The sequence below is a fragment of the Blastococcus sp. SYSU D00813 genome (assembly GCF_054050735.1).
The window spans coordinates 29924-43737 of the sequence record NZ_JBJGZX010000037.1 but is presented as its reverse complement, the minus strand read 5'-3'; the positions used below and the strand labels follow the sequence as shown (position 1 = coordinate 43737).

Below are 13814 nucleotides of genomic sequence, written 5' to 3'. Positions count from 1 at the left end.
CCCCCCCCCCCCCCCCCCCCCCCCCCCCCCCCCCCCCCCCCCCCCCCCCCCCCCCCCCCCCCCCCCCCCCCCCCCCCCCCCCCCCCCCCCCCCCCCCCCCCCCCCCCCCCCCCCCCCCCCCCGCCCCGCTCCCGCCGGCGGCGTCGCCGCCGGGCGGGTGCGCGACCTGACCGGCGACCCGGGGGACGTCGACCTCGACTACCGCCCGCGCGACGACGGCCGGCCGGACCCCGGCGAGGTGGTGTGGGCCTGGGTGCCCTACGACGAGGGCGACGGCCGGGGCAAGGACCGCCCGGTGCTGGTCCTCGGCCGCCGCGGCCGGTCGCTGCTCGGGCTCATGCTGACCAGCAAGGACCACGACCGCGACGCCGCCGACGAGGCCCGCCACGGCCGGGTGTGGATGGACGTCGGCACCGGGGGCTGGGACAGCCGCGGCCGGCCCAGCGAGGTGCGGCTGGACCGCCTGCTGCTGCTCGAGCCGGCCGACGTCCGCCGCGAGGGCGCCGCGCTGGGCCGTGCGCTCTTCGAGGAGGTCGTCGCCGCCGCCCGCCGCACGCAGGGCTGGTGAACCGTCCGGCGTCGGCCGGGGGGACGCCGGGCCTGCCGCCGGCCGGCCCGCTCGCCGTCAGCCGGCGGAGTCCTCGCGGCTGCGCGTGGCGTCGTCCCGGGTGCGGGGGCGGGCCGGCGGGCGCAGGTGGTAGACGCCGGCCGCGCCGGGCAGCTCCTGCAGGTCGTAGCGGCTGACGACCTTGGGCCCGTCGTGCAGGTGCACGTGGGTCACCGTGGGCAGCGGGTCGCCGTGCCGCGCCGGGCGCACCTCGACGCGACCGTCCAGCGGGCCGCCGACGAACAGCAGCACGGTGTCGTCGGCCTCCACCTGCTCGGACAGCTCGCTCCCCCTCCGCTCGTCGGACACCCGGTCGAGGGTAGGCGCCAGGAGCGACACCGGACCGCCGTCCACACGATCGGGTCGCGGGCTCACACGGGTCGCCGGCGCAGCCAGCGGGCGACCAGCGGCGCCGTGCCGAGCATCACGAACAGCCGCAGCACCTGGACGGCCAGCACGAACGTCGCGTCCGCGCCGCCCTCGGTCGCCGTCGCCAGGACGGCGTACAGCCCGCCGGGCGTGGTGGCGAGGTAGGCGTCGAGCGGGCTGGCGCCGGTGACCGCGGCCAGCACCGCACCGAGCCCCGCGCTGGCCACGACCACGCCGGCGATGACGGCCAGCGCCAGCGGCAGCGCCCGGCCGATGGTGCGCAGGCTGGCCCGGTCGAAGCTGACGCCGACGTTGAGGCCGATCGCCACGAAGGCGGCCGAGCCCAGCAGCGCCGGCACCTCCGCCCCGCCGGAGAGGCCCGACAGGTCGAGCGCCGCGGCCACCAGCAGCGGGCCGAGCAGCGCGGGCACCGGCACGTGCAGCAGCCGGGCCAGCAGCACCCCGGCGAGCGCGCAGCCGGCGGTGAACAGCAGCCCGAGCGGCCAGCCCGGGCCGCCGCCGTCGGCCGCCGGGTCACCCGGCCCGGACGAGGCGCCGTAGACCGCCGTCGCCACCACCGGCATGAGCAGGACGATCAGGAGCACCCGCAGGTACTGCAGGACGGCGACCATCCGGTCGTCGGCGCCGAGGTCGCGGGCCATCGCGGTGATGCCCGAGGCGCCGCCGGCGATCATGGCGAAGGCTCCGGTCACCGGGCTGATCCCGGGCTGCAGGCGCAGCAGCAGGCCGGCGACCAGGCTCAGCGTCAGCGTCCCGAGCACCACGAGCAGGACCGGCAGCCAGTCCTGGCCGAGCGCAGCGAGGGTGTCCAGGTCGACCAGCGAGCCGATCGAGACGCCGAGGGTGGCCTGCGCGGCCATGACCGCCGGCCGCGGGAGGACCAGCCGCCGCCGGCCGGCCAGACCCCGCGCCAGCCCCGCCAGCAGGCCACCGAAGAGCGCCGCCGAGGGCAGCCCCAGCAGCCCGAGGACGACGGCGGCGGCCACCGCGGCGGCGACGACGAGGAGGACGTCCCCCCACCGCCGCCCGCCACTCACCACGACCACTCTGCCGGGCACCGCCGGCCCCGCCGCAGGGGCCCGCCGCGAGCTCGCGCGCGGTGGGGGGCGGCGGGGTCCTCCTTCACACCCCGGTGATGCGGCGCAGCTCGGCCACGTGGGCGTCGAAGGCGCGCCGGCCGTCCTTGGTGAGCGACAGGCTGGTGCGCTGCCGGGAGGCGATGGTCGCCTTGGACACCCGGACGTAGCCGGCCTCCTCGAGCTGCCGGACGTGCTTGGACAGCACCGAGTCGCTGACCCCGACGGCGTCGCGGACCGCGGCGAACTCCATCGTGTCGACCGCCGCGAGGAGCCCGCAGATCTGCAGCCGCGGCGGCGGGTGGATGACCGCGTCGAACCGGGGCGCCGTGCCCGCGTGCGCGCCCGTCACAGCGACGTCCGCAGTTCGGCGACGAACCGGCGGCTCCAGTAGCGGCCGAACACCACCACGGCGACCCCCAGCACGGCGCCCGCGACGACCATCGCCCAGTGCTGGTCGAACCCCTCGGCGAGCACGAACGCCGGCACCAGGACCAGCAGGACGAGGCCGGTCCACACGGCCATCACGGGCGCGGTGACGTTGACCCAGATGCCGGTGGTGCGCTTGTAGGCCGCCACGAGGGCACCGAGCCCGGCCGCGAAGACGACCAGCGCCGGGAACGTCACCCACAGCGAGTCGAACGCGTAGGACGCCAGGAAGCCGAACAGCAGCAGCCCGAGCGTCACGTCGTACCACCACGGCGCGGCCACCCGGTCGGCGAGCGCCGCCCGGTCGGCCCGGAGGGCGGCCAGCTGGGCGGCGGCGGTGTCCCGGTCGATCTCGTTGCTTTCCATGTCGGAAAGAGTGCACAGTCACTTTCCACTTCGTCAAGTGACGGCCTGACTGTCGGCGCGGCGTGCCCCCGTGGTGTGATGGCCGCGCCACAGCGACGGCAGTGGAGGAAGCCCGGTGCGACTCCGGCGCGGTCCCGCCACTGTGACCGGGGAGTCCGACCCCCTCGTGTGCCACTGCCCTCCGGGGCGGGAAGGCCGGGGCCGGGCGCTGATCCGGGAGCCAGGAGACTCCCGCCGTCGTCCCTGCCACCTCCGGGCGTGGACACCCGGGGAGAGGACGAGTGCGATGCGGGCACCCGCGTCATGACCTTCCCGTTCAGCGCCGTCGTCGGCATGGCCGACATGCGGCTGGCGCTGCTGCTCAACGCCGTCTCCCCCGCCGTCGGCGGGGTGCTCGTGCGCGGCGAGAAGGGGACGGCGAAGTCGACGGCGGTGCGCGCGCTGACCGCGGTGCTGCCGCCGGTCGCCGTCGTCGCCGGCTGCCGGTTCGCCTGCGACCCCGCCGCCCCCGACCCGGGCTGCCCCGACGGCCCGCACGACCCCGGCGCGCCCGCGACGACGCGCCCGGCGCGGCTGGTCGAGCTGCCGGTCGGCGCCTCCGAGGACCGCGTGGTCGGCTCGCTGGACCTCGAGCGGGCGCTCACCGAGGGCGTGAAGGCCTTCGAGCCGGGGCTGCTCGCCGCCGCCCACCGCGGCGTGCTCTACGTCGACGAGGTCAACCTGCTGCACGACCACCTCGTGGACCTGCTGCTCGACGCCGCCGCGATGGGCACCGCCTACGTCGAGCGCGAGGGCGTGTCGGTGCGGCACGCGGCCCGGTTCCTGCTGGTCGGCACGATGAACCCCGAGGAGGGCGAGCTCCGCCCGCAGCTGCTCGACCGGTTCGGGCTGACCGTCGAGGTCGCCGCGCCGCGCGACCCGGCCGAGCGGGCCGAGGTGGTCCGCCGGCGGTTCGCCGCCGACGCCGACCCGGCCGGCTTCGCCGCCGCCTGGGCCGCCGACGAGGCGGGGCTCGCGACGCGGATCGCCGAGGCCCGCGCCCGGCTGCCGCACGTCGTCCTCGGCGACGACGCGCTGCGCCAGGTGACCGCGGTCTGCGCCGCCTTCGACGTCGACGGGCTGCGCGCCGACCTGGTCACCGCCCGCGCCGCGATCGCGCACGCCGCGTGGAGCGGCCGGGACGCCGTCACCGAGGACGACGTCCGCGTCGCCGCCCGCCTCGCCCTCCCGCACCGGCGCCGCCGCAACCCCTTCGACGCCCCCGGCCTGGACGAGGAGACGCTGGAGCAGGCGCTCTCCGACGCCCGCCCCGACGACCCCGAGCCCGACCCGGACGGCGGCCCCGAGCCCGACGGACCGGCCCCGGACGACGGCGGCGGCCCCGACGGCGACGGCGGGGGGACCCCCCCACCCGGCGGCGCCGGTCCCGGCGCGGACGGCGGCGGGGGCGCTCCACCCCCCGGCGGCGACGACAGCGGGAACGGAGTCGCTGGAGCGCAGGAACCGTCGTCGAGCGACTCCGCTCCCGCGCCGGCTCCCGAGCGGGCCGCCGTCGCGCCGGCCGACCCGTTCCGCACCCGCCGGCTGGAGGTGCCGGGCATCGGCGCGGGCGCGGCCGGCCGCCGGTCGCGGGCGCGGTCCGAGCGCGGCCGCGTCGTCGGCTCCACCCGGCCCGCCGGCACGGTCAGCCGCCTGCACCTGGTCGACACCGTGCTCGCCGCCGCTCCGCACCAGACCGCCCGCGGTCGCAGCGGCCCCGGGCTGCGGCTGGCCCGCGAGGACCTGCGCCAGGCCACCCTCGAGGGCCGCGAGGGCAACCTCGTGCTCTTCGTCGTCGACGCCAGCGGCTCGATGGGGTCGCGGCAGCGGATGGGCGCGGTCAAGGGCGCCGTCCTCTCCCTCCTGCTCGACGCCTACCAGCGGCGGGACAAGGTCGGGCTGGTCACCTTCCGCGGCGGGGACGCCGAGCTCGCCCTGCCGCCCACCTGGTCGGTCGAGGCCGCCGCCGCCCGGCTGCGGGACCTGCCCACCGGCGGGCGCACGCCGCTGGCCGCCGGGCTGCTGCGGGCGCACGAGGTGCTGCGGGTCGAGCGGGTGCGGGAGCCGCAGCGCCGTCCGCTGCTCGTCGTCGTCACCGACGGGCGGGCCACCGGGGCGCGGGGCACCGACGCCGTCGGGCAGGCCCACCGCGCGGCCGGGCTGCTGGCCGCGGCGGGGACGGCGAGCGTGGTCGTCGACTGCGAGTCCGGGCCGGTGCGGCTCGGGCTGGCGGCGCAGCTCGGCGTCCACCTGGGCGCGCAGACCCTGCGGCTGGAGGAGCTGGCCGCCGAGACCCTGGCCGGCACCGTCCGCGCGGTGCGAGAGGCGGCCTGAGGTGCCCCAGGGCAAGGTCGAGGTGGTCCCGCAGGACGGGCTGACGACGAGGCAGCGCCGCAACCGGCCGCTGCTGGTCGTGCACACCGGCGAGATGAAGGGCAAGTCCACCGCCGCGTTCGGCATGGCCATGCGGGCGTGGAACCAGGGCTGGTCGGTCGCGGTCTACCAGTTCGTCAAGAGCGCGAAGTGGCGGGTCGGCGAGGAGAACGCGCTCACGGCGCTGGGCCGGCTGCACGAGCAGACCGGCGAGGGCGGCCCGGTCGTCTGGCACAAGATGGGCAGCGGCTGGAGCTGGTCGCGCCGCCAGGGCACCGAGGTCGACCACGCCGCCGACGCCGCCGAGGGCTGGGCGCAGATCAAGCGCGACCTGGCCGCCGAGGCCCACCGGTTCTACGTGCTCGACGAGTTCACCTACCCGATGAAGTGGGGCTGGGTGGACGTCGACGACGTGGTCGCGACGCTGACCGACCGCCCCGGCACCCAGCACGTGGTGGTCACCGGGCGGGACGCGCACCCCGCCCTGGTCGAGGCAGCCGACCTGGTCGTGCAGATGACCAAGGTCAAGCACCCGATGGACGCCGGCCAGAAGGGCCAGCGGGGGATCGAGTGGTGAGCGGGGTCCCCGGCGCGCCCGGCCGTGATCATGGGCATCTGGCCGCTCGCGGCGGCGGGTCCGCGCGTGTCGACGGCAACACGCCCGTGATCGCGGGGACGGCGGCGTGGTGAGCACGCCGCGGGTCGTGGTCGCCGCACCCACCAGCGGCGCGGGCAAGACCTCGGTCACCACCGGCCTGGTCGCCGCGCTCACCGCGCGCGGGCTGGTGGTGAGCCCGCACAAGGTCGGCCCCGACTACATCGACCCGGGCTACGCCGGCCTGGCCGCCGGGCGCCCCGGCCGCAACCTCGACCCCTGGCTGGCCGGCGAGGAGCGGATCGCGCCGCTGTTCCTGCACGGCTCGCGCGGGGCCGACGTCGCCGTCGTCGAGGGCGTGATGGGGCTGTTCGACGGCGCGAGCCACCCGCACGTGCCCGCGGGCTTCGGCTCGACCGCGCACGTGGCCCGGCTGCTGCGGGCGCCGGTCGTCCTCGTGGTCGACGCGAGCGCGCAGGCGCAGAGCGTGGCGGCGCTGGTGCACGGCTTCGCCACCTTCGACCCCACCGTGCGGCTGGGCGGCGTCGTGCTCAACCGGGTGGGCAGCCCGCGGCACGAGGCGATCCTGCGCGAGGCCCTCGACGCCGCGGGCGTGCCGGTGCTCGGCGCGGTACCGCGCACCGACGCCGTCGGCACGCCGTCCCGGCACCTCGGGCTCGTGCCCGCCGCCGAGCGGGCGGCCGAGGCGCTGGACACCGTCCGCCGGCTCGGGGAGGTCGTGGCGGCCGGGGTGGACCTGGACGCCGTCCTGGCGCTCGCCCGCGCGACCCCGGACCTGGACGCCGCGCCCTGGGACCCGGCCGCCGAGGTCGACCCCGTGCCGGGCCGGCCGCGCATCGCGGTGGCCGGCGGCCCGGCCTTCACCTTCGGCTACGCCGAGAACGCCGAGCTGCTGGCCGCGGCCGGCGCCGAGGTGGTGACCGTCGACCCGCTCCGGGACCAGGCGCTGCCCGAGGGCACCGCCGGCCTCGTGGTCGGCGGCGGCTTCCCCGAGGTCTACGCCGCGGAGCTGTCGGCCAACGCCTCCCTGCGCGCCGACGTCGCCGCGCTCGCCGCCCGCGGCGGCCCCGTCGCGGCCGAGTGCGCCGGCCTGCTGTACCTGGCCCGGGAGCTGGACGGGCACCCGATGTGCGGCGTCCTGGACGTCGCGACGTCGATGTCGCCGCGGCTGGCCCTGGGCTACCGGGCGGCCGTCGCCCCGGCCGACTCGGTGCTGGCCGCCGCCGGCACCCGGGTGCGCGGCCACGAGTTCCACCGGACGACGGCGACGCCCGGCGCCGGCGCGACCCCCGCCTGGCAGTGGTCGGGCCCCACCGGCGCGACCGCCGAGGGGTTCACGGCGGGCTCCGTGCACGCCTCCTACCTGCACCTGCACTGGGCCGGCAGCCCCCAGCTCGCCGCCCGGTTCGTCGCCTCCTGCGCGGCCGCCCGCGCCGACCGGACGGAGCACCATGCACATCGCTGAGGGGTTCCTGCCGCCGCTGCACGCGGTGGGCTGGACCGTGGCCGCCGCCCCGTTCGTCGTCCACGGCGCCCGGGCCGTGGTCAAGGAGGTGCGCGAGCGCCCGGAGAACACGCTGCTGCTCGGCGCGGCCGGCGCGTTCACGTTCGTGCTGAGCGCGATCAAGCTGCCCTCGGTCACCGGCAGCTCCAGCCACCCGACCGGCACCGGCGCCGGGGCGGTGCTGTTCCGCCCACCGGTGATGGCGCTGCTGGGCACGGTGGTGCTGCTGTTCCAGGCGCTGCTGCTGGCCCACGGCGGGCTGACCACCCTGGGCGCCAACGCCTTCTCCATGGCGGTGGTCGGGCCGTGGGCCGGCTACGCCGCCTACCGGCTGACCCGCTCGCTGGGCGGCGGGCTGCTGCCCGGTGTGTTCGTCGCGATGGTGGTCGCCGACCTGTCCACCTACGTCACCACCGCGCTGCAGCTGGCGCTGGCCCACCCCGACGCCGGCAGCGGCCTCGTGGGGTCGGTGGCCAAGTTCCTCGGCGTCTTCGCGCTCACCCAGGTCCCGCTGGCCATCGGCGAGGGGCTGCTGGGCGTGCTGCTGTTCCGGGTGCTCACCACGAACGCCCGCCCTGAGCTGGAGCGGCTGGGCCTGCTGCGTCCCGAGGGCGCGGAGCAGGCGCGGGAGGAGGTCCGATGAGCCGCCGCACGCTGGTCACCGTCGCGCTGGTCCTGGGCGTCGTGGCGCTGTTCGCCGTCCCGCTGCTGCTCGACGGCGGCAGCTCCGACTACGCCGGCGCCGACAGCCAGGCGACCGAGGTCGTCGAGGACACCGGCTACACGCCGTGGTTCGACTCGCTGTTCGCGCCCTCGTCGTCGGAGGTCGAGTCCGGGCTGTTCGCGCTCCAGGCCGGCCTCGGCGGCGCCGTCCTCGGCTACGTGGTGGGCCGGCTGCGCGGCCGCCGGGCGGCCGAGCGGACCGCACCGCCGACCGTGGAGCCGGCCGACACCCCATGACCGGGCTGGCCGTCGACGACGCCGCCTGGGCCAGCGCGTGGCGGCGCCGCTCCCCCGGCGACAAGCTGCTGCTCTGCGTCGGGCTGGTGGTCTGCGCGCTGGTCCTGCCGGCCTGGCCGGGCAGCGTGCTGGTGGCCGCGGTCGCCGTCGTCCTGGCGCTGGGCCCGGCCCGGGTGCCGGCACGCACCTTCGGCCGCGCGGTGCGCTGGCCGCTGGCCTTCGTCGCGGTCGGCGCGCTGACCACCGTGGTGTCCCTGGACGGCGGCCTGGGCTGGGCACCCGACGCCGCCGCCCGCGCCGGCTCCCTGGTCGGGCACGCGCTGGCCGGCGGCGCCGCGGTGCTGCTGCTGGCCACCACCACCCCGATGGCCGACCTGCTGCCCGCGCTGCGCCGGCTGCGCGTGCCGGCCGCCGTGGTCGAGGTCGCGTCGGTGACCTACCGGCTGCTGTTCGTGCTGCTGGAGAGCCTGGGCACCATCCGCGAGGCGCAGACCGCCCGGATGGGCTACTCGACGTGGCGGCGGTCCTGGCGCTCGTCGGGGCTGCTCGCCGCCGCCGTGCTCACCCGCTCCTGGGACCGCGCCCGCCGCATGCAGGACGGCCTGGCCGGCCGCGGCCTGGAGACGGGGCTGCGGGTGCTGCCCGAGGTGCTCCCCTCGTCGCGGGCGTTCCTCGCCTGCTCGGTGCTCGGCCTGGCCGGCATCGCCGCGGCGTCTCTGGCGGTGGCATGAGCCACCGGTCCCTGGCCGCCGACGGGCTGGTCGTCGGGTACGAGCGCGGCCGCCGGGTGCTCGACGGCGCCTCCCTGACCGTGCCCGCCGGCCGCCGGCTGGCGCTGCTGGGCGCCAACGGCTCGGGGAAGACGACGCTGCTGCGCTGCCTGTCCGGCGCGCTCGAGCCCACCGCCGGCACCGTCTCCGTGGACGGCCACGAGCTGAGGCACACCCGCCGCGGGCTGCGCGAGCACCGGCAGGAGGTGCAGCTGGTCCTGCAGGACCCCGACGACCAGCTGTTCAGCGCCTCGGTCGCCCAGGACGTCTCCTTCGGCCCGCTCAACCTCGGGCTGGCCGAGGACGCGGTGCGCGAGCGGGTCGCCGAGGCGCTGGCGCTGCTCGCCGTCGACGGGCTCGCCGCCCGCCCGACCCACCAGCTCTCCTACGGCGAGCGGAAGCGGGTGGCCATCGCGGGCGCGGTCGCGATGCGGCCGTGCGTGCTGCTGCTCGACGAGCCCACCGCCGGCCTGGACCCCTCCGCGGTCGCCGAGGCCCTGGCGGCGCTGGCCCGGCTGCAGGCCACCGGGACGACGGTCGTCATGAGCACCCACGACGTCGACCTCGCGCTGCGCTGGGCCGACGAGGTCGCCGTGGTCGTCGACCGGCGGGTGGTGCAGGGCGACCCGGCGACGGTGCTGGGCGACGACGACCTGCTGGCCCGCGCCCGGCTCGACCGCCCTTGGGCGCTGACCGTCGGCGCGCGGCTGCGCGAGCTGGGCCTGCTGCCCGGCGGCGCCCTCCCCCGCGACGCCGCCGAGCTGCTGGCCGCGCTGCCCGACCGGCCCGGGGTGGTCACGTGACCGGGCACGCGAGGCCACGCGGAGGGCCCTGCAGGGTCGGCATCGGCGCCCGGCCGGGCGTCACCGCCGAAGAGGTGCTGGCCGCCGTCGACGCGGTGCTGCCGCCGGACGCCGGCGACGTCCGGCTGGCCACCCTCGACGCCCGGGCGGCCGAGCCGGGGATCGCCGCCGCCGCGGCCGCCCGCGGCTGGCCGCTGACCGGCCACCCGGCCGAGGAGCTCGCCCGCGTGCCGGTCGAGACCGTCTCCGCCCGGGTCGCCGCGGCGGTCGGGACGCCGTCGGTGGCCGAGGCGGCGGCGCTGCTCGGGGGCGGCCGGCTGCTGGTCGGCCGCACGGTGTCCGGCCGGGTCACGGTGGCGGTGGCGGTGGCTCCGTGACGTACGACCTGGACCACCACGGGGACGCCGAGCTCGCGCCGGGGCTGACCGACCTGGCGGTCAACGTCCGCGCCGGCACCCCGCCGGCGTGGCTGCGCGACGTGCTGCACCGGGCGCTCGACGACGCCGCCGCCTACCCCGACGCCGGGCCGGCCCGCGCCGCGGTGGCCGCCGCGCACGGCCGGCCGCCGGAGGAGGTGCTGCTGGCCGCGGGCGCCGCGGAGGTGTTCGTGCTGGTCGCGCGGGCGCTCGCGCCGCGGCGGGTGGTCGTCGTTCACCCCTCGTTCACCGAGCCCGAGGCGGCGCTGCGGGCCGCCGGGCACCCGGTCGAGCGGCTGGTCCTCGACGCCCCGGCGTACCGGCTCGACCCGGCCGCCGTCCCCGCCGACGCCGACCTCGTGGTGCTGGGCAACCCGACCAACCCGACGTCGGTGCTGCACCCGGCAGCGGACGTCGCCGCCCTGGCCCGCCCCGGCCGGGTGCTGCTGGTCGACGAGGCGTTCGCCGACACCGTGCCGGGCGAGCCGGAGTCGCTGGCCGGCCGCCGCGACCTGCCCGGGCTGCTCGTCGTCCGCAGCCTCACCAAGACCTGGGGGCTGGCCGGCCTGCGGGTCGGCTACGCGCTGGGCGCGGCCGGCCTGGTCACCGCGCTCGCCGCCGCGCAGCCGCACTGGCCGGTGTCCACCCCCGCCCTGGCCGCGCTGGCCGCCTGCAGCACGCCCGCCGCCCGCGCCGAGGCCCGCGCGGCCGCGGTGGAGCTGACCGCGCACCGGGCCGGGCTGCTGGCCGCCCTCCCGGCCGGCGCCGAGGTGGTCGCCACGCCCCGCTCGTCGTTCGTGCTGCTGCGCGTGCCCGACGGCCCGCGGGTGCGCGCGCAGCTGCGGGCGCGCGGCTGGGCGGTGCGCCGCGGCGACACCTTCCCCGGCCTGGACGGCGACCACCTGCGGGTCGCCGTCCGCGATCCGGCGACCTCCCGTGCGTTCGCCGCCGACCTCGCTGCGATCCTTGACGCCGTGCCCTCGACAGCGTCCACGTCATCGACGCCGCGGACCGCACCCCCCGTCCCGGAGGAGATCCGCTGAGCACCGACCCGACCCCGTTCGCCGGCACGCTGCTGGGCGAGACGATCGCCGCCGTCGCACCGCGTGACGCCGCCGCCGAGCGCGCCGCCCGCGAGCGGCTGGACCGCATGACCAAGCCGCCGGGCTCGCTCGGGGTGCTCGAGGACGTCGCCGCCCAGCTCGCCGGGATCGCCGGCGCCTGCCCCGCCCCGCTGCCGGAGCCGGCCGGGGTCGCCGTCTTCGCCGCCGACCACGGCGTGCACGCCCAGGGCGTCACCCCGTGGCCGCAGGAGGTGACCGCGCAGATGGTCGCCAACTTCCTGGCCGGCGGGGCCGTGGTCAACGCGTTCGCCGCGCAGCTGGGCGCCGACGTCGTCGTGGTGGACGTCGGGGTTGCCGCGCCGCTGGAGCCCGCCGACGGGCTGGTCGCGCGCAAGGTCCGCCCGGGCACCGCCGACCTCGCCGTCGGCCCCGCCATGACGCTCGAGGAGGCGCGCGCCGCCGTCGAGACCGGCATCCACGTGGCCACCGTGATGGCCGCCGAGCACGCCTGCCTGGTCACCGGCGACATGGGCATCGCCAACACCACCGCGTCGGCGGCGCTGGTCTGCGCGTTCACCGGTGCCCCGGCGGCCGCGGCGACCGGCCGCGGCACCGGCGTCGACGACCTGACCCTGGCCCGCAAGGTCGCCGTCGTCGAGCGGGCGGTCGGCCGGCTGCCCGGCCGCCCCGGCACCCCGGAGGAGGCCCTGGCCGCGCTCGCCGAGGTCGGCGGGCTGGAGCACGCGGCGATCGCCGGCTTCGTGCTCGGCGCCGCGGCGGCCCGCGTGCCGGTGCTGCTGGACGGCGTCATCGCCGGCTCCGCCGCGCTGGTCGCGGCCGCCCTGTGCCCGACGGCGCTGGGGTTCGCGCTGGCCGGGCACACCTCCGCCGAGCCGGGGCACGTCCTGGCGCTGGAGGCGCTGGGCCTGCGGCCGCTGCTCGGCCTCGACCTGCGGCTGGGCGAGGGCACCGGCGCGCTGCTGTCGCTGCCGCTGGTGACCTCCGCCGCGCGGGCGCTGCGGGACGTGGCCACCTTCGACTCCGCCGGGGTCACGGAGAAGAGCTGATGCCCGAGACCCCCGTCGACCCCCGCACCGGGGTCGTCTACCCGATCGGCCTGCGGCTGCTGGGCCGCCGCGTCGTCGTCGTCGGCGGCGGCCAGGTGGCCCACCGCCGCGTGGCCGGGCTGCTGGAGGCCCGCGCCGACGTCGTCCTCGTCAGCCCGGAGGTGACCCCGGCGCTGGAGGCGCTGGTCGCCCCGGGCCAGGTGACCTGGCTGCCCCGCCGCTACGAGCCCGGAGACCTGGCCGGCGCCTGGTACGCGGTCGCGGCGACCGACGACCGCGAGGTCAACGCGGCGGTGGCCGCCGAGGCCGAGTCCCTGCGCGTCTTCTGCGCCCGCGCCGACGACCGGGCCGCGTCCAGCGTGTGGACCCCGGCCGTCGGCCGGCACGGCGACCTGGTGATCGGCGTGCACGGCGGCGGGGACCCGCAGCGGGCCGTGGGCGTGCGGGACGCCGTCCTCGCCGGGCTGGCCGACGGGAGCATCCGCGACACCGCCGGCCGCCCGTCCGACGCGCAGCCCGCCGGCACCGTGGTGCTGGTCGGCGGCGGCCCGGGCGACCCGGAGCTGATCACCGTCCGCGGGCAGCACGCGGTCGCGCAGGCCGACGTCGTCGTCGCCGACCACCTGGCCCCGCAGTCGCTGCTGGCCTCGCTGCCGCCCGACGTCGAGGTCATCGACGCCTCCAAGCTGCCCCGCGGCCGGTACATGGCGCAGGAGCAGATCAACGACCTGCTGGTCGAGCGCGCGCTGGCCGGCAAGCGGGTGGTGCGGCTCAAGGGCGGCGACCCGTTCGTGTTCGGCCGCGGCATGGAGGAGGTCGAGGCCTGCGTCGCCGCCGGCGTGCCCGTGGAGGTCGTGCCGGGCGTGACCTCGGCCATCGGCGTCCCGGCGCTGGCCGGCATCCCGGTCACCCACCGCGGGCTGACCCACGAGTTCGTCGTGGTCTCCGGGCACGTGCCGCCGGGCCACCCCGCCTCGCTGGTCGACTGGGCGGCGCTCGGGCGGCTGCGCGGCACGCTCGTCGTCCTCATGGGCGTGGACACCGCGGAGCGGATCGCCGCGGCGCTCGTCGAGCACGGCCGCGCCCCGGGCACCCCGGTCGCCGTCGTCGCCGACGGCTCGACACCCGGCCAGCGGGTCGTGCGCACCACGCTGGCCGGCCTCGGGCAGACGCTGGCGGACGAGGAGATCCGGCCGCCGGCGGTGTGGGTCGTGGGCGAGGTCGTCGCGCTCGGCTCCTGACGCTCACGCGGCGTGACGAACCCCGGTCCGCGTGCCCCGTCCTCGTGAGCGCCGTGCACGGGCGGGGCAGGCCGGCCGGGGCACCGTTGCCGC

Annotated in this window: 16 protein-coding genes and 1 riboswitch; of the genes, 12 read left to right on the top strand and 4 right to left on the bottom strand. The window is 78.5% G+C overall.

Features of this window, described 5'->3' with window-relative positions; all coding sequences use genetic code 11:
- The first annotated feature begins 157 nt into the window (after positions 1-157).
- Positions 158-568, top strand: a complete 411-nt coding sequence (locus ACI8AX_RS19645; RefSeq protein ID WP_456551539.1) for a type II toxin-antitoxin system PemK/MazF family toxin — start codon at positions 158-160, stop codon at positions 566-568.
- 57 nt (positions 569-625) lie between these two features.
- On the opposite strand, the gene ACI8AX_RS19640 is transcribed toward ACI8AX_RS19645, so the two are convergent.
- From ACI8AX_RS19640 to ACI8AX_RS19625, 4 genes are all read right to left on the bottom strand, one after another.
- Positions 626-916, bottom strand: a complete 291-nt coding sequence (locus ACI8AX_RS19640; protein WP_456551538.1) for a hypothetical protein — start codon at positions 914-916, stop codon at positions 626-628.
- Between the two features lie 62 nt (positions 917-978).
- Positions 979-2034, bottom strand: coding sequence for an AbrB family transcriptional regulator (locus ACI8AX_RS19635; RefSeq protein ID WP_456551537.1), 1056 nt, complete (start codon positions 2032-2034; stop codon positions 979-981).
- An 85-nt stretch (positions 2035-2119) separates the two neighbouring features.
- Positions 2120-2425 carry a transcriptional regulator gene (locus tag ACI8AX_RS19630; RefSeq protein ID WP_456551536.1) on the bottom strand — a complete coding sequence of 102 codons (306 nt, stop codon included), beginning with the start codon at positions 2423-2425 and terminating at the stop codon, positions 2120-2122.
- On the bottom strand, positions 2422-2868 hold the full coding sequence (locus ACI8AX_RS19625) for a hypothetical protein (RefSeq protein ID WP_456551535.1): 447 nt from the start codon (positions 2866-2868) through the stop codon (positions 2422-2424). Before ACI8AX_RS19625 ends, ACI8AX_RS19630 begins: the two co-directional genes overlap by 4 nt.
- A 105-nt stretch (positions 2869-2973) precedes the next feature.
- A riboswitch (cobalamin riboswitch) is annotated at positions 2974-3098 on the top strand.
- Between the two features lie 28 nt (positions 3099-3126).
- Between ACI8AX_RS19625 and ACI8AX_RS19620 the strand changes: the two genes are divergently transcribed.
- The 11 genes from ACI8AX_RS19620 to cobA all read left to right on the top strand — a co-directional run bounded on the left by ACI8AX_RS19620 (position 3127) and on the right by cobA (position 13721).
- Positions 3127-5241, top strand: coding sequence for a putative cobaltochelatase (locus ACI8AX_RS19620; protein WP_456551534.1), 2115 nt, complete (start codon positions 3127-3129; stop codon positions 5239-5241).
- Between the two features lies 1 nt (position 5242).
- The gene (gene cobO, locus ACI8AX_RS19615; RefSeq protein WP_456551533.1) at positions 5243-5857 is read left to right on the top strand and encodes a cob(I)yrinic acid a,c-diamide adenosyltransferase; all 615 of its coding nucleotides are present in this window, start codon (positions 5243-5245) and stop codon (positions 5855-5857) included.
- 106 nt (positions 5858-5963) lie between these two features.
- Positions 5964-7361 carry a cobyrinate a,c-diamide synthase gene (locus tag ACI8AX_RS19610; RefSeq protein WP_456551532.1) on the top strand — a complete coding sequence of 466 codons (1398 nt, stop codon included), beginning with the start codon at positions 5964-5966 and terminating at the stop codon, positions 7359-7361.
- Entirely contained in the window at positions 7348-8043 is a 696-nt protein-coding gene (locus tag ACI8AX_RS19605) for an energy-coupling factor ABC transporter permease (RefSeq protein WP_456551531.1), read from the top strand. The genes ACI8AX_RS19610 and ACI8AX_RS19605 overlap by 14 nt, the downstream gene beginning before the upstream one ends.
- Entirely contained in the window at positions 8040-8360 is a 321-nt protein-coding gene (locus ACI8AX_RS19600; RefSeq protein WP_456551530.1) for an energy-coupling factor ABC transporter substrate-binding protein, read from the top strand. Before ACI8AX_RS19605 ends, ACI8AX_RS19600 begins: the two co-directional genes overlap by 4 nt.
- Positions 8357-9091 (top strand): cobalt ECF transporter T component CbiQ, encoded by a 735-nt coding sequence (gene cbiQ, locus ACI8AX_RS19595; RefSeq protein ID WP_456551529.1) that lies wholly within the window; start codon positions 8357-8359, stop codon positions 9089-9091. The genes ACI8AX_RS19600 and cbiQ overlap by 4 nt, the downstream gene beginning before the upstream one ends.
- Positions 9088-9933, top strand: a complete 846-nt coding sequence (locus tag ACI8AX_RS19590; protein ID WP_456551528.1) for an energy-coupling factor ABC transporter ATP-binding protein — start codon at positions 9088-9090, stop codon at positions 9931-9933. The genes cbiQ and ACI8AX_RS19590 overlap by 4 nt, the downstream gene beginning before the upstream one ends.
- Entirely contained in the window at positions 9930-10310 is a 381-nt protein-coding gene (locus ACI8AX_RS19585; RefSeq protein ID WP_456551527.1) for a cobalamin biosynthesis protein, read from the top strand. Before ACI8AX_RS19590 ends, ACI8AX_RS19585 begins: the two co-directional genes overlap by 4 nt.
- Positions 10307-11392, top strand: a complete 1086-nt coding sequence (gene cobC / locus ACI8AX_RS19580) for an Rv2231c family pyridoxal phosphate-dependent protein CobC (RefSeq protein WP_456551526.1) — start codon at positions 10307-10309, stop codon at positions 11390-11392. Before ACI8AX_RS19585 ends, cobC begins: the two co-directional genes overlap by 4 nt.
- Positions 11389-12480, top strand: a complete 1092-nt coding sequence (gene cobT, locus ACI8AX_RS19575) for a nicotinate-nucleotide--dimethylbenzimidazole phosphoribosyltransferase (RefSeq protein WP_456551541.1) — start codon at positions 11389-11391, stop codon at positions 12478-12480. Before cobC ends, cobT begins: the two co-directional genes overlap by 4 nt.
- Positions 12480-13721: a uroporphyrinogen-III C-methyltransferase gene (cobA, locus tag ACI8AX_RS19570; RefSeq protein ID WP_456551525.1), complete on the top strand. Its 1242-nt coding sequence runs from the start codon at positions 12480-12482 to the stop codon at positions 13719-13721. Before cobT ends, cobA begins: the two co-directional genes overlap by 1 nt.
- Positions 13722-13814 lie beyond the last annotated feature (93 nt).